General features: G+C 55.2%; 16 protein-coding genes. 9 read left to right on the forward strand and 7 right to left on the reverse strand.

The genetic code is table 11. The features are described 5' to 3' along the window. Positions 1-6 precede the first annotated feature (6 nt). Entirely contained in the window at positions 7-783 is a 777-nt protein-coding gene (locus JK621_RS06185) for a molybdopterin-dependent oxidoreductase (RefSeq protein ID WP_212559059.1), read from the forward strand. 60 nt (positions 784-843) lie between these two features. Then, positions 844-1,134, forward strand: a complete 291-nt coding sequence (locus JK621_RS06190; RefSeq protein ID WP_212559060.1) for a pentapeptide MXKDX repeat protein — start codon at positions 844-846, stop codon at positions 1,132-1,134. A gap of 75 nt (positions 1,135-1,209) precedes the next feature. On the opposite strand, the gene JK621_RS06195 is transcribed toward JK621_RS06190, so the two are convergent. Then, positions 1,210-3,249 (reverse strand): choline transporter, encoded by a 2,040-nt coding sequence (locus JK621_RS06195; protein ID WP_212559061.1) that lies wholly within the window; start codon positions 3,247-3,249, stop codon positions 1,210-1,212. 388 nt (positions 3,250-3,637) lie between these two features. On the opposite strand from JK621_RS06195, the gene betI reads away from it, so the two are divergent. From betI to betA, 3 genes are all read left to right on the forward strand, one after another. Beyond that, positions 3,638-4,234 carry a transcriptional regulator BetI gene (gene betI / locus JK621_RS06200; RefSeq protein WP_212559062.1) on the forward strand — a complete coding sequence of 199 codons (597 nt, stop codon included), beginning with the start codon at positions 3,638-3,640 and terminating at the stop codon, positions 4,232-4,234. 20 nt (positions 4,235-4,254) lie between these two features. After that, positions 4,255-5,727: a betaine-aldehyde dehydrogenase gene (gene betB / locus JK621_RS06205; RefSeq protein ID WP_212559063.1), complete on the forward strand. Its 1,473-nt coding sequence runs from the start codon at positions 4,255-4,257 to the stop codon at positions 5,725-5,727. A 215-nt stretch (positions 5,728-5,942) separates the two neighbouring features. Further along, positions 5,943-7,610 (forward strand): choline dehydrogenase, encoded by a 1,668-nt coding sequence (gene betA, locus JK621_RS06210; RefSeq protein WP_212559064.1) that lies wholly within the window; start codon positions 5,943-5,945, stop codon positions 7,608-7,610. Positions 7,611-7,756: 146 nt separating this feature from the next. Here the strand turns inward: betA and JK621_RS06215 are convergent, their stop codons facing one another. From JK621_RS06215 to JK621_RS06225, 3 genes are all read right to left on the reverse strand, one after another. Continuing rightward, positions 7,757-9,379: an FMN-binding glutamate synthase family protein gene (locus JK621_RS06215; RefSeq protein ID WP_212559065.1), complete on the reverse strand. Its 1,623-nt coding sequence runs from the start codon at positions 9,377-9,379 to the stop codon at positions 7,757-7,759. A gap of 173 nt (positions 9,380-9,552) precedes the next feature. Next, positions 9,553-10,143 (reverse strand): LuxR family transcriptional regulator, encoded by a 591-nt coding sequence (locus JK621_RS06220; protein WP_212559066.1) that lies wholly within the window; start codon positions 10,141-10,143, stop codon positions 9,553-9,555. Positions 10,144-10,165: 22 nt separating this feature from the next. Next, positions 10,166-10,882: an EAL domain-containing protein gene (locus JK621_RS06225; protein WP_212559067.1), complete on the reverse strand. Its 717-nt coding sequence runs from the start codon at positions 10,880-10,882 to the stop codon at positions 10,166-10,168. Positions 10,883-11,355: 473 nt separating this feature from the next. On the opposite strand from JK621_RS06225, the gene JK621_RS06230 reads away from it, so the two are divergent. From JK621_RS06230 to JK621_RS06245, 4 genes are all read left to right on the forward strand, one after another. Next, entirely contained in the window at positions 11,356-11,913 is a 558-nt protein-coding gene (locus tag JK621_RS06230) for a fimbrial protein (RefSeq protein ID WP_004942285.1), read from the forward strand. A gap of 65 nt (positions 11,914-11,978) precedes the next feature. Continuing rightward, entirely contained in the window at positions 11,979-12,707 is a 729-nt protein-coding gene (locus JK621_RS06235; RefSeq protein WP_212559068.1) for a fimbrial biogenesis chaperone, read from the forward strand. Positions 12,708-12,785: 78 nt separating this feature from the next. Continuing rightward, the gene (locus tag JK621_RS06240) at positions 12,786-15,344 is read left to right on the forward strand and encodes a fimbria/pilus outer membrane usher protein (protein ID WP_212559069.1); all 2,559 of its coding nucleotides are present in this window, start codon (positions 12,786-12,788) and stop codon (positions 15,342-15,344) included. Continuing rightward, on the forward strand, positions 15,341-16,381 hold the full coding sequence (locus tag JK621_RS06245) for a fimbrial protein (RefSeq protein ID WP_212559070.1): 1,041 nt from the start codon (positions 15,341-15,343) through the stop codon (positions 16,379-16,381). Before JK621_RS06240 ends, JK621_RS06245 begins: the two co-directional genes overlap by 4 nt. A 61-nt stretch (positions 16,382-16,442) precedes the next feature. On the opposite strand, the gene JK621_RS06250 is transcribed toward JK621_RS06245, so the two are convergent. The 3 genes from JK621_RS06250 to JK621_RS06260 form a co-directional block, all read right to left on the reverse strand. Beyond that, the gene (locus JK621_RS06250) at positions 16,443-16,901 is read right to left on the reverse strand and encodes a helix-turn-helix domain-containing protein (RefSeq protein ID WP_006322135.1); all 459 of its coding nucleotides are present in this window, start codon (positions 16,899-16,901) and stop codon (positions 16,443-16,445) included. 205 nt (positions 16,902-17,106) lie between these two features. Further along, the gene (gene mqo / locus JK621_RS06255; protein WP_212559071.1) at positions 17,107-18,684 is read right to left on the reverse strand and encodes a malate dehydrogenase (quinone); all 1,578 of its coding nucleotides are present in this window, start codon (positions 18,682-18,684) and stop codon (positions 17,107-17,109) included. 435 nt (positions 18,685-19,119) lie between these two features. Further along, the gene (locus tag JK621_RS06260; protein WP_212559072.1) at positions 19,120-19,959 is read right to left on the reverse strand and encodes an NAD(P)H-binding protein; all 840 of its coding nucleotides are present in this window, start codon (positions 19,957-19,959) and stop codon (positions 19,120-19,122) included. Positions 19,960-19,969 lie beyond the last annotated feature (10 nt).

Raw genomic sequence — 19,969 nt, forward strand, 5'->3', positions numbered from 1 at the left:
ATCGCAATGAAAACGGATAAGCCATCCATTACGGTGAGTGAGGGGCAGGAGATTGTCAAAGAGGCGCAGCGGTTGCTGGCGTCTTCGTCACGCCGCCGTTTTCTGCGCAACGGTCTGACGCTGGGCGGCATAGCGATGCTCACCGGCTGCGATCTCAGCAGCAACGCCAACGTCGAGCAGGCGCTGAGTCGCATTTCGCGTTTTAACGATCGGGTGCAGGGTTGGCTGTTCAGCGCCGACCATCTGGCGCCGGTCTATCCCGAATCCATGATGACCCGGCCGTTTCCGTTCAACGCCTTTTACGGCGAAGAAGAGGCGCCGGACATCAACGGCGACGACTATCGGTTGGAAGTCAGCGGACTGGTGCTGGACAAAAGCGCCTGGACATTGCCGCAGTTGCACCGGATGGCGCAAATCAGTCAGGTGACGCGCCATATCTGCGTCGAAGGCTGGAGCGCCATCGGCAAGTGGGGAGGCGTGCCCTTTGCGACCTTTCTCAAGGCGATTGGCGCGGATTTGAACGCGCGCTATGTCAGCTTTAAATGCGCCGACGATTACTACACCAGCATCGATATGGCTACCGCGCTGCATCCCCAGACCATTCTGGCGCTGACCTATGACGGCCAGATTCTGCCGCGCAAATACGGTTATCCGATGAAGCTGCGCATGCCGACCAAACTCGGTTACAAGAATCCGAAACACATTCAGGTGATTGAAATCACCAATCGCTTCCCGGGCGGTTACTGGGAAGACCAAGGTTATAACTGGTTTGGCGGCAGCTGACGGCGGCCGCAACTATCCCCTGACACCTCAGGTGTCTTTGACATGAAAGAAGGAAATACCATGAAAAAGTTATTCGCAATGATGATGTGCAGCGCGTTGATGTTGGGCGTGGCCGGTGCCAATGCCGCAGACAGCATGAGTAAGGATGCGATGAAGAAGGACGGCATGAGCCAGATGTCGCATGACGGCATGGCGAAAGACGGTATGGCTAAGGACGGTATGAAGAAAGATTGCATGGGCAAGGATTGCATGAAGAAAGACGCCATGAAGCATGACGCGATGAAAAAGGACCACATGGCGAAAGACGCTATGAAGAAAGACGCCATGAAAAAGGATGCGATGGGGCAGTAATAAAAGATGCGATGGGGCAGTAATAAAAAAGGCGCAGCGAAACCCGCTGCGCCTTTTTGCCGTGCCTGAGCCGGGTTACATATCCGGGAAGGTCAGGGTATTGCCCGGCGCTTCGCGGTGAATATGCAGGAAGTTCAGGTGCTTCTCGTACTGATCGAGAATGTCGCCGATCACCTGCTCCTTGCTGTAATCCATCAGGTCATTACCCTGGGTGCCTTCCATCAGGAAGGTTTCCAGCCGGTAATAGTGCGATTTGCCTGAGCGGGCGCGGTAGGTGAAGCCCGGCACCGAATAACGCTGTGGCCAAATCTGATAGATAAAGTTCTGCTCTTCACCCAAATGCACCAGCAGCTCCAGGTGGTTCAAACGCTCATCTTCTGCCGGCGGCACTTCGGTAAATTCCACTTTGGCGCCGCGCAGTTCCAGCTCGCGCGCCACTTCCTGCATGGCCGGTCTGCAACGGGTATCCAGCATTTTTTGCGTGTACTGGGTGCCGGGGTAGTTCATCACCCGCGACAGGCGCTGCTTCCAGTTCAGTACGTCATTACTGGATATCGGCATGGGGGCGTTGGTGTTCAGCGCGCTGGCCTTGCGATAGTCCTCAACCCGCAGCGATTTATACAACCCGGCCATCACGAAGAAGATCACGAAGCTGAACGGCAGGCCCATGATCACCGTCGTTTTCTGCAACGCAGGCACCCCGTCGGTCATCAGCATGCCGATGGTCAACAGGCCGATGGCCACCGACCAGAAAATCCGCAGCCAGTTGGGTGCATCGTTATTGATGTCGACCAGGCGCGAGGTAAAGTTGCCCAGCACCAGCGAACCTGAATCCGCCGAGGTCACATAGAACAGCAGGCCGGTAATGGTGGCCACCGAGGCGCTGAAGGTGAAGCCCGGGTATTGCGCCAGCAGGCTATAGAAACCGCGCTCCGGGTATTGCATCACTTCCTGCGCGAAGGCGGCATTGCCGTGGATAATCTGGTACAGCGCGCTATTGCCGAATATCGACAGCCACAGCAGGGTGAACACGAAAGGAATGATCAGCGTGCCGACCACAAACTGACGGATGGTACGCCCGCGTGAAATACGCGCCAGGAACAGGCCGACAAACGGCGACCATGCCACCCACCATGCCCAGAAGAACAGGGTCCAGTTGTTCATCCATTCCACCGGACGATCGAAGGCGAAGCTGTTGAGCGTCATGCCCATAAAGCGGTTGACGTAATCGCCGACGTTGAGCACCAGCGCATTGAGCAGGAACTCGGTATCGCCGCAGAACAGCACGAACAGGATCAGCCCCAGCGCCAGCAATACGTTGAGTTCCGACAAAATACGAATGCCCTTGTTGACGCCGGAGGTCACCGAAATGGTGGCCATAATCACCGAAAGCAGGATAAGCGCGCTTTGAACCGTCAGGTTTTCCGGTACCTGGAACAGCACCTTCAATCCGTAGTTGAGCTGCACCACGCCAATGCCGAGCGTGGTAGCGATGCCGAAAATAGTGCCCAGCACCGCCGCGATATCCACGCTGTGGCCGATCGGGCCGTTGATGCGTTTACCGAAGATCGGGTACAGCGCCGAACGGATAGTCAGCGGCAGGTTATAGCGGTAGCTGAAATAACCGAGGGCAATGCCCATCAACGCATACATCGACCAGCCGGTTAACCCATAGTGGAACAGCGTCCACACCATGGCCTGGCGCGCGGCTTCCAACGTTTGGGCATCGCCCTCCGGCGGCATCATATATTGCGTCACGGGTTCGGCGACCGAGAAGAACATCAAATCGATGCCGATACCGGCGGCGAACAGCATCGCCGCCCAGCTCATCAGGCTGAACTCGGGCTTGGACTGTTCCGGCCCGAGCTTGATCGAACCGAAGCGCGAGGCGGCGATAAATACCACGAATACGATGTACAGGGTGGCGGCCAGCAGGTAATACCAGCCGAAGGTGGTTGAAACCCAATTCAGGGTACGGGTGATCCATCGCCCGGAGAAATCGGTAAAAAAGATGGTCATCAGCGAGAAGGCCAGAATCAGCCCTGCCGAGGTAAAGAAAACCACAGGATTAAGGCGATCCTTTTGCGGTTTTGAGGAGGTTTCGCTGGTTGTCATCGTCGTCCTCTGTTTTTAACAACTGAGTAAAATCGTGCCCACATTTCTGCTCTGAACGACGCGCAGGCGTCGTCCGGAAAGTGCGGATAAAAAGCGGCACTGCTTGCCGTTTAGCCTGTTAACGAAACGGGAAATCGTTTCGTGGTGGGAACCGCTTACAGACACTGATTTTGGTCAGATTCGTTAAATACCTCACAAAAATCAGCCAGTTCCACAACCGAAAAGTACATTTTTGTAACCAGGCAGCAATAAAATATATGCAATTTTTATTGAACGTTCAATCAAAAAAAAGTTTAATAGTCCGCATGAAGACCAAGTTCAGCAGGCGAAAGGTCGATGAAATTCGCCGCTGAGATGAGGCCGAAGTCGGTTTTGTGAGAGTCGAATTATGCCAAAGGTAGGAATGCAGCCAATAAGAAGGCAGCAGTTGATTGATGCCACGCTGGCCGCGGTAAACGAAGTCGGAATGCATGACGCCACCATTGCGCAGATAGCGCGCAGGGCGGGCGTTTCCAACGGCATCATCAGCCACTATTTCAAGGACAAGAACGGCTTGCTGGAAGCCACGATGCGCTATTTGATCAGCCATTTGGGCGAAGCGGTGAAGCTGCGGTTGCAGGCGCTGAACGACCAGAGCCCGGCTTCGAGGCTGCAGGCGATCGTCGCCGGCAACTTCGACGACAGCCAGATCAACAGCGCAGCGATGAAAACCTGGCTGGCCTTTTGGGCCAGCAGCCTGCATCAGCCGCAGCTTAACCGGCTACAGCAGGTGAACGGCCGCCGTCTGTATTCCAACCTGTGCGCCGAGTTCAGGCGCAGCTTACCGCAGGCGCAGGCGCGTTTGGCGGCCAAAGGGCTGGCGGCATTGATCGACGGTCTGTGGTTGCGCAGCGCACTGCGCGGCGCGGCGTTTAACCAGGCGCAGGCGATCGCGCTCACTACCGATTACATTACGTTTCAACTCCGGGGGCAAACGCCACCCTGAGGACAATCCAAGGAGAACCTATGTCCCGTTTTGGCTTGCAGAAGCTCTATATCAATGGCGCCTATGTAGACAGTACCGAGGGGAAAACCTTCAACGCAGTGAACCCGGCGAATGGCGAAGTGCTTGCCGAGATCCAGTCCGCCAGCGCTGAAGACGTCAACCGTGCGGTTGCCAGCGCAGCCAGCGGGCAGAAGGTGTGGGCGGCGATGACGGCGATGGCGCGTTCGCGCATTCTGCGCCGCGCGGTGGATATTCTGCGCGAGCGCAATGACGAACTGGCGGCGCTGGAAACGCTGGATACCGGCAAGGCGATGTCGGAAACCACCGCGGTCGATATCGTCACCGGCGCCGACGTACTGGAATACTACGCAGGGCTGATCCCGGCTATCGAAGGCCAGCAGATCCCGCTGCGCGACACCTCTTTCGTGTATACCCGCCGTGAACCGCTGGGCGTGGTGGCAGGTATCGGCGCCTGGAACTACCCGATTCAGATTGCCTTGTGGAAGTCCGCGCCGGCCCTGGCGGCGGGCAACGCGATGATCTTCAAACCGAGCGAAGTAACCTCCCTGACCGCGCTGAAACTGGCCGAGATCTACACCGAAGCCGGCGTGCCGGACGGCGTGTTCAACGTGCTCACCGGCAGCGGCGCAGACGTCGGCCAGTATCTGACCGATCACCCGGGCATCGCCAAGGTATCTTTCACCGGCGGGGTGAAAACCGGCAAGAAAGTGATGGCCAACGCCTCCGGCTCCACGCTGAAAGAAGTCACCATGGAGCTGGGCGGCAAGTCGCCGCTGATTGTCTTTGACGACGCCGATCTGGATCGCGCCGCCGACATCGCCATGATGGCCAATTTCTACAGCTCCGGCCAGGTGTGCACCAACGGTACGCGGGTGTTTGTCCCGGCGGCGTTGCAGGCGCAGTTTGAAGCGAAAATTCTCGAGCGCGTGAAGCGTATTCGCCTGGGTGATCCGACCGATCCGCAAACCAACTTTGGGCCGCTGGTCAGCTTCGCGCATATGGAATCCGTGCTGCGCTTTATCGAGAGCGGCAAGAACAGCGGCGCGCGTTTGCTGTGCGGCGGTGAGCGCGTGACCGAAGGCGAATACGCCAAGGGCGCCTATGTGGCGCCGACGGTGTTTACCGATTGCCGCGACGACATGGAAATTGTGCGTGAAGAGATCTTCGGGCCGGTGATGAGCATCCTCAGCTATCACAGCGAAGAAGAAGTGGTGCGCCGTGCCAACGACACCACCTTCGGCCTGGCCGCCGGTCTGGTGACCAACGATCTGACCCGCGCTCACCGCGTGATTCACCAGCTTGAAGCCGGCATTTGCTGGATCAACACCTGGGGCGAGTCGGCGGCGGAAATGCCGGTTGGCGGCTACAAGCAATCCGGCGTCGGCCGCGAGAACGGCCTGAGCACGCTGGAGCACTACACCCAGATCAAATCGGTGCAAGTCGAGTTGGGCGAATACACCTCGGTGTTCTGATATCCCCGTCGTCTTTCGAGCTACAGCGTTGTTGGGGCTTCCAAATGCCGAGGCCCTCAAGTTTTTGACCCTACATATATACCCAATGGATTTCAAGCTGCAGCCAGGCGGCAAGTTCGGGCATCCCCAGGAGCTTACTTAAGTCAGTGACTGGGGTGGCCGTACGCAGCCAACAACGCTGTGGCTTGAAAGACGAAGGGTATAAGGAGATATCGATGGAATTCGATTACATCATCATCGGTGCCGGCTCTGCCGGTAACGTATTAGCCACCCGTTTAACCGAAGACGCTGATGTCAGCGTGTTGCTGCTGGAAGCCGGCGGCCCGGATTATCGGATGGATTTCCGTACCCAAATGCCGGCCGCGCTGGCCTTCCCGCTGCAGGGCCGCCGCTACAACTGGGCCTACGAAACCGATCCTGAGCCGCACATGAACAACCGCCGTATGGAATGCGGCCGCGGCAAAGGCCTGGGCGGTTCTTCGCTGATCAACGGCATGTGTTACATCCGCGGCAACGCGATGGATTTCGACAACTGGGCAAAAGCGCCGGGTCTGGAAAACTGGAGCTATCTGGACTGCCTGCCGTATTTCCGCAAGGCGGAAACCCGCGACATCGGCCCTAACGACTATCACGGCGGCGACGGCCCGGTCAGCGTCACTACCCCGAAAGCCGGCAACAATGAGCTGTTCCACGCGATGGTGGAAGCCGGCGTGCAGGCAGGGTACCCGCGTACCGAGGATCTGAACGGCTATCAGCAGGAAGGCTTCGGCCCGATGGATCGCACCGTGACGCCGAAAGGCCGCCGCGCCAGCACCGCTCGCGGTTATCTGGATCAGGCGCGTTCACGCCCAAATCTCAAAATCGTTACCCATGCGCTGACCGATCGTATCCGCTTCGACGGCAAACGCGCGGTGGGTGTTGATTACTTGCAGGGCGACGGCAATCAGATCGCCAGCGCAAGCGCGCGGCGCGAAGTGCTGCTGTGCGCTGGGGCGATTGCGTCGCCGCAAATCCTGCAACGCAGCGGCGTTGGCCCGGCGCAGCTGCTGAAAAGCCTGGATATCGATGTGGTGCAGGATCTGCCGGGCGTCGGCGAGAACCTGCAGGATCACCTGGAAATGTATCTGCAGTACGCCTGTAAAAAACCGGTGTCGCTGTATCCGGCGCTGCAATGGTTCAACCAGCCGAAGATTGGCGCAGAGTGGCTGTTCAACGGCACCGGCATCGGCGCCAGCAACCAGTTTGAAGCCGGCGGTTTTATCCGTAGCCGCGAGGAATTCGCCTGGCCGAACATCCAATATCACTTCCTGCCGGTGGCGATTAACTATAACGGCAGCAACGCGGTGAAAGAGCACGGGTTCCAGGCTCATGTCGGGTCGATGCGCTCTCCAAGCCGTGGCCGGGTGCAGGTGAAATCGAAAGATCCGCGCCAGCATCCGAGCATCCTGTTCAACTATATGGCGACAGAGCAAGACTGGCAGGAGTTCCGCGATGCGATCCGTATTACGCGTGAAATCATGGCTCAGCCGGCGCTGGATGCGTACCGCGGTCGCGAAATCAGCCCGGGGCCGGAGGTGCAGACCGACGAGCAGTTGGACGCCTTTGTGCGCGAACATGCTGAAACCGCCTTTCACCCTTCTTGCTCATGCAAAATGGGCGAAGACGAGATGGCGGTGGTCGACGGCCAGGGCCGGGTACACGGCATGGAAGGGTTGCGGGTGGTGGATGCGTCCATCATGCCGCTGATCATTACCGGTAACCTGAACGCCACCACGATCATGATTGCCGAGAAGATTGCTGACAACATTCGCCAGCGTGCGCCGTTGCCACGCAGTACCGCAGAGTATTACGTGGCGGGCGACGCCCCGGCGCGCAAGCAATAACCTACATGCCCTCTCGCCGCTGAGGGGGAGGGCCGCTGTAGCAAGCACCCCTCTCCAATGCTCTTCCCCAAGGCGAGGGGGCAATTCATACCCGTCATCTATCAAGCTGCCGCCAGGCGCCAAACTCGAAAGCTATAGGGTACCGCTTAAGCCGGCAGCGAGATCGCCTGATCGAAGCTGTTGGGCGTCGCCATGCGCCACATACGCGCATAAAAATCACTTTGGATCTCTTTTTCCAGCAATGCGCCCGGCTCCAGGTAGTAATAGATATCCGCGTAGACCTTGATTTCGGTTGAGGTGATGCGGCGTAGCATATGGTGAGACGTCAGTTGCTCCGGGCGGCTGACGCCGGCCGCGGCCAGCATTTCCGCCAGCGCTTTGACCGTATTTTGGTGGAAGTGGTAAACGCGTTCCGCTTTGTTCGGCACCACTAATGCCTTCTGGCGCAGTGGGTCCTGTGTGGCGACGCCGGTGGGGCAGTGGTTGGTGTGGCAGCTTTGCGATTGGATGCAGCCGACGGCGAACATGAAACCGCGCGCCGAGTTAACCCAATCGGCGCCCAGCACCAGCACGCTGGCGATGTCGAAGGCGCTGATGATTTTGCCGCTGGCGCCGACTTTGACCTTGTCGCGCAGCCCGCAGCCCACCAGGGTGTTGTGGACGAACAGCAACCCTTCGCGCAGCGGCATGCCCATATAGTTGGACAACTCAAGCGGTGCGGCGCCGGTGCCGCCTTCCTTACCGTCTACTACGATAAAGTCCGGCAAAATATGGGTATGCAACATCGCCTTGGCGATGGCGACAAACTCCCACGGGTGGCCGATGCAAAGCTTGAATCCCACCGGTTTGCCGCCGGACAATTCGCGCAACTGCTGGATAAAATGCATCATTTCCACCGGCGTGCTGAAGGCGCTGTGCGAGGCTGGAGAAATGCAGTCTTCCCCTTCGGGCACGCCGCGCGTGGCGGCAATTTCCGCATCCACTTTTTTCGCCGGCAGAATGCCGCCATGGCCCGGTTTTGCGCCCTGGCTGAGTTTGATTTCAATCATTTTCACCTGCGGGCTTTTTGCCTGCTCGGCGAAGCGCTGCGGATCGAAATGGCCGTCGGCGGTGCGGCAGCCGAAATAGCCGCTGCCCAGTTCCCACACCAGATCGCCGCCGTTCTCGCGGTGATAGCGGCTGATGCTGCCCTCGCCGGTGTCATGATAGAAATTGCCTTTTGCCGCACCAAGATTGAGGGCGCGGATGGCGTTGGCCGACAGCGCGCCGAAGCTCATGGCGGAGATATTAAAGATCGAGGCGGAATAGGGCTGGCGGCAATCCGGGCCGCCGATCGCCACGCGAAAACTGGTGGGATCGGATGCCGCTACCGGGCGCATGGAATGGCCGATGCATTCATAGCCGGTTTGATAAACGTCCAGTTGGGTACCGAAGGGTTTGTCGCCCATTTCATTTTTGGCGCGGCGGTAGACCAGCGTGCGCTGAGTACGGGAGAACGGGATCTGCGCGTTATCTTCTTCCAGTAAGTACTGGCGTATTTCCGGGCGAATAAATTCGAAGAAAAAGCGCAGGCGGCCGATGATCGGGTAGTTACGGCAGATGGCGTGGCGTTGTTGAGTCAGATCGTAAATGCCCAGTGCGCTCAGGCAACCGAAAATGATGGTCGGCAACCAAAACCAGGGCTGTTGCGGCGATAGCGCCAATGACGTCAGCGCCAGCAAGATGCTCAAAACAAAGCAGGTATAACGGCTGAATAAGGATGATTTCATGACATCTCCTGATGTTTTTATTTAATCCACGACATGACTCGCGGGAAAATCCCGTGGGCAAATCGTAATCAATAGCCAGGAGTGTTATGTGGCTGTTACTGCTTTGTCGTTTATTGTTACATTAATTTAACCTGGCGTGATGAAGCCAGGCCGCGAGGTCGCGGCCTGAAGGGTTATTTACTGGCGACGAAGATGGAGCTCATGCTGCGCAAACGCAGTTTTTTCATCGCGCTGTATTTTTGCGAGAAAATGGTTTTGGGGTGCGTGCCGCGCTTCTGGGCAATATGCAGCAGGCTGTCGCCACGCAGCAGATTGAAGATGACATCGCTTTCCGCCGGGCTGAGCTCGCGGGTTTTCTGCATTTTTATCCCGCCTGCCTCTTTGCTTTCCAACAGGTTTTGTATTTTTTCCTGCAGCGAATAAAGTGGAATGCGGGTTGAGACCAATTCAACGGAAATACCCAGTATCGACAGCAGTTTCACTACGCGTTCATCATCATAAAACACCAGGATCCGCGTTTTGGTGTTGTATTGCTGATGCATTGACACTAGGCTTTCAACGACGTTGACGCTTTGCTCCAGATTTCGCGAAGTAAAGATCAGCGCAATATCGTGCTTAATTATCTTTTCCGCCTTGGACCCGCCCTGCATAAAATCCGAAAACAGTCTGATATCGTACTTGCCGTAATGTTTTTTCACTAACACCGAAAGGCCGACATAGCTGTACTTACACTCACTAATAACAAGGACATTGTTTTTAGACATAATGGCAGACACCAATAATGAGTTAAAAGTATTCAGCTGTAAGAAGCGAGTTCAAATCCTTGATGTCGGATTCCTTCCACAGCTTTCCCTGCAGTGCGTAATATGGCATTTCGTCCAGCCATTTTTTATGGTCGGGAGTTTCAACTCCTTCGATGATTACCTTGTAATGGTTAAGGTAAAAAAAACGCAATAAAGCGCGCATTAAGCCGTCGCCGCCGGACTTTTTCATAAAGTCCCATAACAAAAAACGGTCGAGCTTAACGAAGCGGAACTGGCTGTTATACAACGCGGAAAAACCGGCGTAACCAGAACCAAAATCATCCAGCCAAAACGAATAGCTTTTCAGCGAAGGATCGCCATGAACCCGATCTTTCACCAGTCGGGTTGAGTTCTCGCTGATTTCAAAATGAATACAATGAGTGGCGCGAATTCTTTCTGCAAAATGGTCGTTGGCCAGCGATTTCAGAGAATGATCGTCCACATTCAATGTGGCGATAACCTGATTTTCGCGAAACCAGTGATTATATTTTTCTATCAGACTGACTTGTTCTAACAGAATCTCAATCCGGGTAGCGCTATCGGCAGAACGAAAAAATTGCTCAGGGGAAAAATGAGCATATTCGCTATTGAAAGTGAATCGGGATAAGCATTCAACGGCCAGCAATTGTCCGGATTTTCCGAACATAGGCTGAAAAACGTAATTAATTCCGTTATTTTTCGCTCTAAAAGAACTGCTCATTCCTCAATCCCTTGATTGATATATAACTATTTGTTTTTTAACAATAAAAAAATTAAAAACACGGTGTTTATTGGTAATTATCTTATTTATTGGCGCCGGGACGTGTCAGGTCGCTCGCAGACCATTAAACGCGCAATTTTTCGTGAAGTCCAAATGGTTTCAAAAGTAACTGAATGTAAATTTACAGGATAATACCCTGATAATCATGAGTTAAAGTAAAATGTTGCACTACCTGGCTTTTCAAAACACAGATTATTCCTATTCAGTTAAATCGTCAACATCGATCGATAGGTATTTGTTGATAGTTTTTTCCTATCAAGAGGGGTGATATGAATGTTATAAACGATTTAACAATAAGAATGCGCCTAGTCTATATTTCGCCGGGCAATGGATTCATCGGGGCTTCATTCCTGACAAGGAGTAGCATCGTTGAATGTACTTAATAGTTGTATTAATTCATCGAGAGTCTAAATATGAAAATTTCTAAACTGTCTGCCGTATTGGCATTGGCTGTAAGCGCCGCTACCATTTCTTCTTTCTCTGCACAAGCGACTGACGGTACTATTACTTTCAACGGTAAAGTGACTGACCAGACCTGTACTATCAGCACCCCAGGCGGTAAAGATTTCACCGTAACTCTGCCAACCGTTTCTGCTTCAACTCTGGCAACTCAGAGCGCGACTGCCGGCCGTACTCCATTTGCAATCAACCTGACCAAATGTTCTAAAGGCCAGGTAGCCACTTATTTCGAACCAGGCGCAACTGTTGATTTCAACACTGGCCGTCTGAACAACCAGGCGCAGACTGATGCAGCGACCAACGTGCAAATTCAGTTGCTGGGCAGCAACAACCAGTTCCTGCCAATTCTGGCAGCCGGCACCAATGGCGCGCAGAATAACTCCCAGTGGGTTACCGTGGCTAACGAAGGCGATTCTGCTGACCTGAACTACTACGCTGAATATTACGCGACCAATGCTGCCGGTGCCGGTGATGTGACTTCAAGCGTTCAGTACACCATCATTTACCAATAAGTCATATTCCTATTCGGGCGGGGGATAATACTCCCGCCGTTTTTCCCTACCGTAGTGATAAAATAATGAAAAACTCATTTAAAAAATACAGTGTATTGCTGATCGCCACGCTATTCAGCAGCAGCGTTTTTTCCAGTGTCATCATTAACGGTACTCGCATTATTTATCCGGGAAAACAACGGGAAGTTACCGTCCAATTATCAAATAATGGAACTTCACCGGCATTGATCCAATCCTGGATTGACGAAGGCGATGCGAAAACCACGCCAGAGAACAGCAAGGCGCCGTTTATCGTTTCCCCGCCAATCAGCCGTGTTGAACCGGCTACCGGCCAGGCGCTGCGTGTTTCACTGACCACGTCAGCATTGGCACAAGATAAAGAATCCCTGTTCTGGTTGAACGTACTGGAGATCCCTCCAGCGCCGACCGGGGCAAACAGCAGCACGCCTGAAAACTTTTTACAGGTGGCTTTCCGCACCCGCGTCAAACTGCTGTATCGTCCGGCCGGCCTGACTGGCGAAGCGAACGATGCGCCTGAAAAACTGCAGTGGCGCTTTAGCGGCGCCGGCGTCAGCGTGAAAAACCCAACGCCTTATTACGTGTCGTTCACTGAAATCAATGCCGTCGTCAACCAGAAGAAAGTGCCGTTGGCGCCACACGGCGACATGCTGGCCCCAGGCCAGGAAAAAACGTTGTCGTTTTCCGGTGACAGCTCGCGCATTGCGGACGTTGCATTTACCACTATTAACGATTTTGGCGGACGGGTGTCCCGCACTAAGAATAAGCAAAAGTAACTCTTGGAAGAGAGACTCATATCCCCGAGCGCAGGCTGTCGGCGGGGTGAGCTTAATTTGGTAAAGGAATGCTTTTATATGAAAGAGTTGCCTATTTCTGCGGCCATTAAACTGGCGCTATTTAACTGTAAATCGATTCTGCTGCTGACCGGTGGCGCGCTTTTCCTGGCTGCCCCCGGTTTTGCCCGGGCGGAAATCGTTGTCGACAGCAAAAAGCCCACCGCCCCGGTTGAAGCGTCCTTCAACAGCAGCTTCCTGATTGGCGAGGCGCAGGGCGTCGATCTTTCGCGTTTTCGCGACGGCAATCCTATTCTGGCAGGCAAATACTCACTCGACGTTTATGTTAACGGGGAGTGGAAAGGCAAGAAAAGTATCGATTTCAAAAACGTGCCGGGTAAAAACAGCGCCGACACCTGTTTTTCTTTGCTGTCGTTGGATGAGTTCGGTGTGGATACTGCGGCGTTGAGCAGCGATCCGTCGGTCAATACCGATACCTGCAAAAGCCTGCCGCAGTGGGTGCCGGAAGCTTATTATCGCCTCGATACCAGTTCGCTGCGTATGGATATCAGTATTCCGCAGGCGTCGCTGCGCCGCAGTGCGCGCGGTTACGTTGACCCGAAATTCTGGGATCGCGGCATTACCGCCGGCAGCCTTTCGTATAATTTTAATGCCTTTAATACCCACAATTCTGCCAACGGCAGCAACGCGGATTCCACCAACGCTTATCTGACCCTGAACGCCGGGTTAAACGTGGCCGGTTGGCAGTTGCGCCACGACTCGAACGTCAACTGGCGCTCCAACGAAAGCACCCATTGGCAAAACACCGCCACTTACGCACAGCGCGCCATCCCGGCCGTGCGCGGCATGCTGACGTTGGGGGATACCTATACCAGCGGCGACTTCTTTGATTCTATCGGTTTTCGCGGCGTGCAGGTCGCGACGGATGACCGCATGTTGCCCGACTCTCTGAACGGCTATGCGCCGGTGGTGCGTGGCGTGGCGCAGAGCAACGCGCTGGTGGAGATCCGCCAGAATAACCAGTTGATCTACCAGACTACCGTCGCCCCGGGTGAATTCGTGATTAACGATCTTTACCCTACCGGCTACGGCGGCGATTTGGACGTCACCGTCAACGAGGCCGACGGCAGCAAACGCCAGTTCAGCGTGCCTTACGCTTCGGTAGCGCAGATGTTGCGTCCGGGGATCCAGCGTTATTCCCTGACCGCCGGCCGAGTGCGCGATGATAATTTGAGCAAGGAACCCGATATGTTCCAGGCGACTTATCAGCGCGGGTTCACCAATATCATCACCGGTTACACGGGGGCCATCGCCAGTGACGGCTATGGTGCCGTGCTGTTGGGGAGCGCGGTGGCAACGCCGATCGGCGCCTTTGCCCTGGACGTGACCCAGGCCAATACCCGTCTGAAGCAGGGCGACCAATCCGGCCAGAGCTATAAGCTCAGCTACAGCAAGTTGATGACTGAAACCAACACCAACTTCACCATCGCCGCTTATCGCTATTCCACCTCCGGTTACCTCTCGTTGCGTGACGCCGTTTACTCGCGCGACAACGAACGCAGGAACATGAGCGCCGACGCCGTTAACCGCCAGCGCAGCGAATACCAGCTGACCCTGAATCAGGGGCTGGGCGATAACTACGGCTCTTTGTATATCACCGGTTCGGTTCGCGATTACTGGAACCGGGGCGGCAGCACCAAGCAATATCAGGTGGGCTATAACAACTACTATGGCCGCGTCACCTATGGTCTGTCCGCCATGCGCACCTCGGACATGTATAACCGCGATGAGACCCGTTATTACCTGACGCTGTCGGTTCCGTTCAGCGTCGGTTCGCAGACCCTGAGCCTGAACAGTTCTCTGGGCTATACCGATAACGGCTACGACAGCAGCCGCGTGGGTATCAACGGTTCTACCGGTGAAGATAACAACGTCAGCTACAGCGCGACGCTGGCCAACGATCAATCCGGCGGCACCAACAGCAGCGTAAGCGGCGAATACCGCAGCCGGTTCTCGACGCTGAACGGCTCTTACAGCTACGGCAAAGATTATCGCCAGTCATCGATCGGCGCATCGGGCAGCGTCGTGGCCCACAGCGGCGGGGTGACCATGACGCCGCAGCGCGGCCAGACCATGGTGCTGGTAGAGGCGCCGGACGCCGCCGGGGCTATCGTGACCAACTCGCCGGGCGTGCGTATCGATGACAACGGTTATGCGGTAGTGCCTTATGTGGCGCCTTATCGCATGACCAACGTTACGCTCGATCCCAGCGGCATGTCGCGCGATGTGGAACTGGAAAGCAGCAGCCAGCAGGTTGCGCCTTATGCCGGAGCCATCGCACGGCTGGAGTTCAAGACCACCAAAGGCCAGGCGTTGATCATCCATGCCCTCGGCCCGGACGGCAACGCGTTGCCATTTGGCTCGGAAGTGCTGGATACCCGCAATCAGGTGGTGGGCATCGTGGGTCAGGGCAGCCGCATCTACTTGCGTACCGAAGCGCAAAAAGGGCTGTTGCAGGTGAAATGGGGCACGCAGCCTACGCAGCAGTGTTCTGTCAGCTACAGCGCGAAAGCGCAGGGCAATACTGACTACGAAATTATTGAGGCGAGTTGCAAATGATGAAATTAACGCGGGTTCTTTCGCTGAACAAAACGGCGGCCCAACGGTTGGCGCTGTTCGGCTTGTTGATGGCCGCCGGTCAGAGCGCTTACGCCAGCTGTACGGTCACCAACGGTTACAAGGCTCAGGTGATCAATATGAGGCTCGGGCGCGTGCTGGTCACGCCTGGCAGCCAGGTCGGTGATACCCTGACCACCGGCCAGTTCCCGATTAATGCCGTGAACGGTATCGGTCGTTGCAGCAGCAGTGGCGGTAGCGCCATCGGCCAGATATTGCAGGGGAGCCGCTCTACGCTTGCCAACGTCTGGAGCACCAATATTCCGGGAATTGGTATCCGTTTGTATCGTGAAGCCGGATCGATCAGTACCTTTTACCCGCATACCTTGCGGCTGGGCGGGAACACGACCGTTAACCTGAACGGCGGTTACTTCAAGATCGATATCGTGAAAACTGCGGCTCAGACAGGCACCGGCCAACTGACTACCGGGCTCTATACCAACTACTACATGGACGGTACCGGTCCTGGGTTGCCATTGCTGCAATCGATTGTCGACGCCAACAGCCTGACGATTGTCACCTCAACCTGTAACGTCGACAGTGGTTCAAAGGACAAGGTGGTCAATCTGGATAGCGTCACGGCAGCCTCTTTTGGCGGCGTCGGCTCAACTCAGGGTGAAAAAGCCTTTGATATCAACATTAATTGCGTTGGCGGCATCGGCGAAGATCTGCTGCCGGGCAGTGCCGGGCAGGGGATTGTGAATGTGCGTTTCAATTACGATCAGGATACCTCCAATGCGCCAGGCGTGATCAAATCGCAGCCGGGCGCCAATACGGCTTCCGGCGTTGCCGTGCAGCTGTTGACGGGCACCACGACGCAACCTATCAAGAATGGCGATGTGGTCAATGCCGGCCGCACCGTGCCAAACCAGGCCAACACCCTGACCCTGCCGCTGAAAGCCCGTTACTATCGCACCGGTAACACGATCAAAGGCGGTAATATCAAGTCGACCGCAACCTTTACCATCGAATACAACTGAGTATTGCGGGCATTAAAAAAGCCAATGGGGTTGCCCATTGGCTTTTTGTTGTTTAGCCGTCTCAGCGCAGGCCCATCCAATGAGTGCAGGCGCTGTCCACGCATTTCCCCGCATACCATAAATGTACGCCCGGCGACTCGTGCCGGTGCCCGTTCAGCGGCGCGATGGGTTGCGGGCGCATTTCCACCACGTCCCAGCGCGTAGTGCGGCGATACACCGCCGGCGTTTTGCCGAACTGTTTTTTAAACGCGCGTGAAAATGACGGTTGGGAATCAAAATGGAACTGCAGGGCGATGTCGAGAATAGGGCGTGGGGTCGAACGCAGCGCCTGCGCGGCCTGTGACAGGCGGCGCTCGCGGATATAGCTGCCCAGCGCATGGCCGGTGGTGCTGCGGAACATCCTTTGCAGGTGCCATTTAGAGTAGCCTGACTTCGCCGCCACGTTGTCCAACAGCAGCGGTTGATCCAGGTGAGTTTCAATCCAGTTCAGCAAATCGTGAATGATATTGACGCGATCCATTGTTTAAGTTCTCCCGCGGTACGGCATTCAGGTCACAGTAGGTAAGAGTAATTATCCAAGCCAGTTCTTTGATAATAGGCCGCTGAATCGGGTTACGCAAGTGTTAACTGGCGGGCTAAAGGTGGCTAAACGTGCTTTTACCGCCGCGGGGAAACAAAAAAGGCCGCGCGAGGCGGCCTTGATGGCAGGGGAAACAAACGTCGGATCAGTCAGTTTCCGGCTTCACTTCGATATAGTCCAACTGCAAGACGCTGCTGGTATAGCCGCGGATCTTGTTGGTCATTTCAATATCGCCGTTCAGCTTGTGACCATAGGATGGAATGATCTCTTTCAGCTTGCTCTGCCATTCCGGCGTCGCCACTTTATCTTTGAACACTTTTTCCATCAGGTGCAGCATGATTGGCGCAGCGGTAGAGGCGCCCGGCGATGCGCCGAGCAGGGCGGCGATGCTGCCGTCCTCGGAGCTGACCACTTCGGTGCCGAACTGCAACACGCCGCCTTTCTCATCATCTTTCTTGATGATCTGCACGCGTTGTCCGGCGGTCCACAGCTTCCAGTCGGCCTGTTTGGCTTCAGGGAAGTACTCTTTCAGCGCAGCGAAACGGTCATCGTCGTTCATCATCAACTGGCCAACCAGGTATTTCACCAGATCGAAGTTATCCAGCCCGACGTGGGTCATCGGCAACAGGTTAGAGGTGCTCAGAGAGTGCAGCAGATCGAACAGCGAACCGTTTTTCAGGAACTTGCTGGAGAAGGTGGCGAACGGCCCGAACAGTACGACGCGCTTGCCATCCAGCATGCGGGTGTCCAGATGCGGAACCGACATTGGCGGCGAACCTACGCTGGCCAGACCGTAAACCTTGGCCAGATGCTGATTCGCCACTTCCGGATTGCTGGTCACCAGGAACTGGCCGCCGACCGGGAAACCGCCGTAGCCGTCGGCTTCAGGAATGCCGGATTTCTGCAGCAGCGTCAAAGAGGCGCCGCCTGCCCCGATAAACACGAATTTGGCGTTAACGGTGGTTTCTTTACCGTCACGGTTCAGATCGGCCACGGTCACGCGCCAGGTGTTGTCGGCGTTGCGTTTGATATCGCGCACTTCATGGCTCAGGTTCAGCTTGAAGTTAGGATTTTTGGTCAGCGTATCCACCAGTTGATGGGTGATCACGCCAAAGTTGACGTCGGTACCCAACGGCATGCGGGTCGCGGCAATTTTCTGCGCCGGATCGCGGCCGTTCATCACCAGCGGCGCCCACTGTTTAATCTGGTTAGGGTCTTCGGAGTATTCCATCCCGCGGAACAGGGTGCTGTGCTGCAGCGCCGCATAGCGTTTGCGCAGGAAATTGACGTTATCGTCACCCCAGACAAAGCTCATGTGCGGTACGCTGTTAATAAAGGATTTTGGATCTTTCAGGACGTTATTTTTTACCTGATAAGACCAGAACTGACGAGAAATTTCAAAAGACTCGTTAACCACCACGGCTTTGCTGATATCAATGGTGCCGTCTTCTTTCTCCGGGGTGTAGTTCATTTCGGCGAAAGCGGAGTGGCCGGTACCGGCATTATTCCAGCCGTTGGAACTTTCTTCCGCAACGCCGTTCATGCGTTCATACATGTCGATGGACCAGTTCGGCTCCAACTCATGCAGATAAGTCCCCAGGGTGGCGCTCATGATGCCGCCGCCAATCAGTACCACATCGACGGTCTTATTCTCTTCTGCCGCAGCCTGTTGCGTGACGCCGAACAGATTCAGACAGAAGATCAGGACGAGTAATTTTCTCATTAAATCAAATCTCTTATGTGTAAATTCTACTCATTGCAGGTGAAAGAATTTATCGGGAGTTACCCTGGAAATAAGCCAAAACAGACCGCCAGACATGAGCCGAATTGCAGTGATAATGTCTTTTTGTTAATAGTTTTCTTTAACGAAAAGTGGATTATTACAGGCTGCCTGGAGGCGGATTGTTCAACTCAGGTTACTGAGGGGATATTATTGTTTGCAAGAATGTTAAAAACTACTTTTGTAACTAAAAAAAGAGAAATATGGGCAGGAATAATTCATTTATTATTGCGGGTTAAATATAACCGTTAAATTAGCAGGGTTTAATTGCCGTTGATTTAAACGATATTTCATTATCACACAATATTTAGCGATGAATTGCAAAGGGTAGCCGGTAACAAAAAGAAAATGGCCGCCGTTTTGGCGGCCGGCATCCGATTAGCGCGGCTGCCAAATACCGCGGGTTGCGGTGTCGGCGGCATAGGCGCCGAAATCACGCGCCGGGCGCCCAAGGCTGCGTTGAACGTCGTCGGTCAGTGACGCGTTGCGCCCATCCAGTACCGTACTGAATAAATACTCCAGCAGGTTGACCATCTCCTCCGGCAACTGCGCTTCGCGCAGATAACCGACATAATCGGCTATCGGCACCTGCCGATAGAGAATCTCGCGTCCGCTGGCGGCGGCAATTTCGCTAATGGCTTGTTCAAACGTCATCAGTCGCGGGCCGGTTAGCTCATATACTCTCTTGCTGTGGCCGGGTTGGGTGAGAGCGGCGACTGCGGCGTCGGCGATATCATCGGCATCAATAAAGGGTTCTGGAATTTCGCCCGGCGGCAAATAAACCGTGCCGTTCAGCAGCTCATCGAGAATAAAGCTTTCGCTGAAATTTTGCATAAACCAGCTGGCGCGCAATATCGTCCAGTCCGCGCCGCTACGCGCTACCACTTCCTCTGCCTGGCGTGCTTCGTCTTCTCCGCGCCCGCTGAGCAATACGATCTTTTGCACGCCACCCGTGGCCGCCTGTCGGCAAAAACGTTCAATGGTGTCGATGGCGCCCGGCACCGCCAGGTCGGGCTGGAAACTGAGATACACCTTTTTCACATCCTGTAAGGCCGGTTGCCAGCTGCCGCTGTCTTCCCAGTCAAAAGGAATGGCGGCGCCACGATGGCCGGGGCGTACGGCCACGCCTTGCTGTTGCAAACGTGCCGCTACACGGCTGCCGGTTTTACCGGTAGCCCCTAAAACCAGTATCGGTGAGGTCTTATCGCTGTTGTCCATCGTTCGTCTC

This window comes from Serratia plymuthica, assembly GCF_018336935.1.
GTDB lineage: Bacteria > Pseudomonadota > Gammaproteobacteria > Enterobacterales > Enterobacteriaceae > Serratia > Serratia plymuthica_B.

Excerpts from the sequence above, each read along its gene's own strand:
- JK621_RS06225 (WP_212559067.1), bottom strand. The coding sequence starts at position 10,882 with ATGAGCAGTTCTTTTAGAGCGAAAAATAACGGAATTAATTACGTTTTT.
- JK621_RS06220 (WP_212559066.1), bottom strand. The coding sequence starts at position 10,143 with ATGTCTAAAAACAATGTCCTTGTTATTAGTGAGTGTAAGTACAGCTAT.
- JK621_RS06250 (WP_006322135.1), bottom strand. The coding sequence starts at position 16,901 with ATGGATCGCGTCAATATCATTCACGATTTGCTGAACTGGATTGAAACT.
- JK621_RS06260 (WP_212559072.1), bottom strand. The coding sequence starts at position 19,959 with ATGGACAACAGCGATAAGACCTCACCGATACTGGTTTTAGGGGCTACC.
- betB (WP_212559063.1), top strand. The coding sequence starts at position 4,255 with ATGTCCCGTTTTGGCTTGCAGAAGCTCTATATCAATGGCGCCTATGTA.
- JK621_RS06190 (WP_212559060.1), top strand. The coding sequence starts at position 844 with ATGAAAAAGTTATTCGCAATGATGATGTGCAGCGCGTTGATGTTGGGC.
- JK621_RS06235 (WP_212559068.1), top strand. The coding sequence starts at position 11,979 with ATGAAAAACTCATTTAAAAAATACAGTGTATTGCTGATCGCCACGCTA.
- JK621_RS06240 (WP_212559069.1), top strand. The coding sequence starts at position 12,786 with ATGAAAGAGTTGCCTATTTCTGCGGCCATTAAACTGGCGCTATTTAAC.
- betI (WP_212559062.1), top strand. The coding sequence starts at position 3,638 with ATGCCAAAGGTAGGAATGCAGCCAATAAGAAGGCAGCAGTTGATTGAT.
- JK621_RS06195 (WP_212559061.1), bottom strand. The coding sequence starts at position 3,249 with ATGACAACCAGCGAAACCTCCTCAAAACCGCAAAAGGATCGCCTTAAT.
- JK621_RS06185 (WP_212559059.1), top strand. The coding sequence starts at position 7 with ATGAAAACGGATAAGCCATCCATTACGGTGAGTGAGGGGCAGGAGATT.
- JK621_RS06215 (WP_212559065.1), bottom strand. The coding sequence starts at position 9,379 with ATGAAATCATCCTTATTCAGCCGTTATACCTGCTTTGTTTTGAGCATC.
- betA (WP_212559064.1), top strand. The coding sequence starts at position 5,943 with ATGGAATTCGATTACATCATCATCGGTGCCGGCTCTGCCGGTAACGTA.
- mqo (WP_212559071.1), bottom strand. The coding sequence starts at position 18,684 with ATGAGAAAATTACTCGTCCTGATCTTCTGTCTGAATCTGTTCGGCGTC.
- JK621_RS06230 (WP_004942285.1), top strand. The coding sequence starts at position 11,356 with ATGAAAATTTCTAAACTGTCTGCCGTATTGGCATTGGCTGTAAGCGCC.
- JK621_RS06245 (WP_212559070.1), top strand. The coding sequence starts at position 15,341 with ATGATGAAATTAACGCGGGTTCTTTCGCTGAACAAAACGGCGGCCCAA.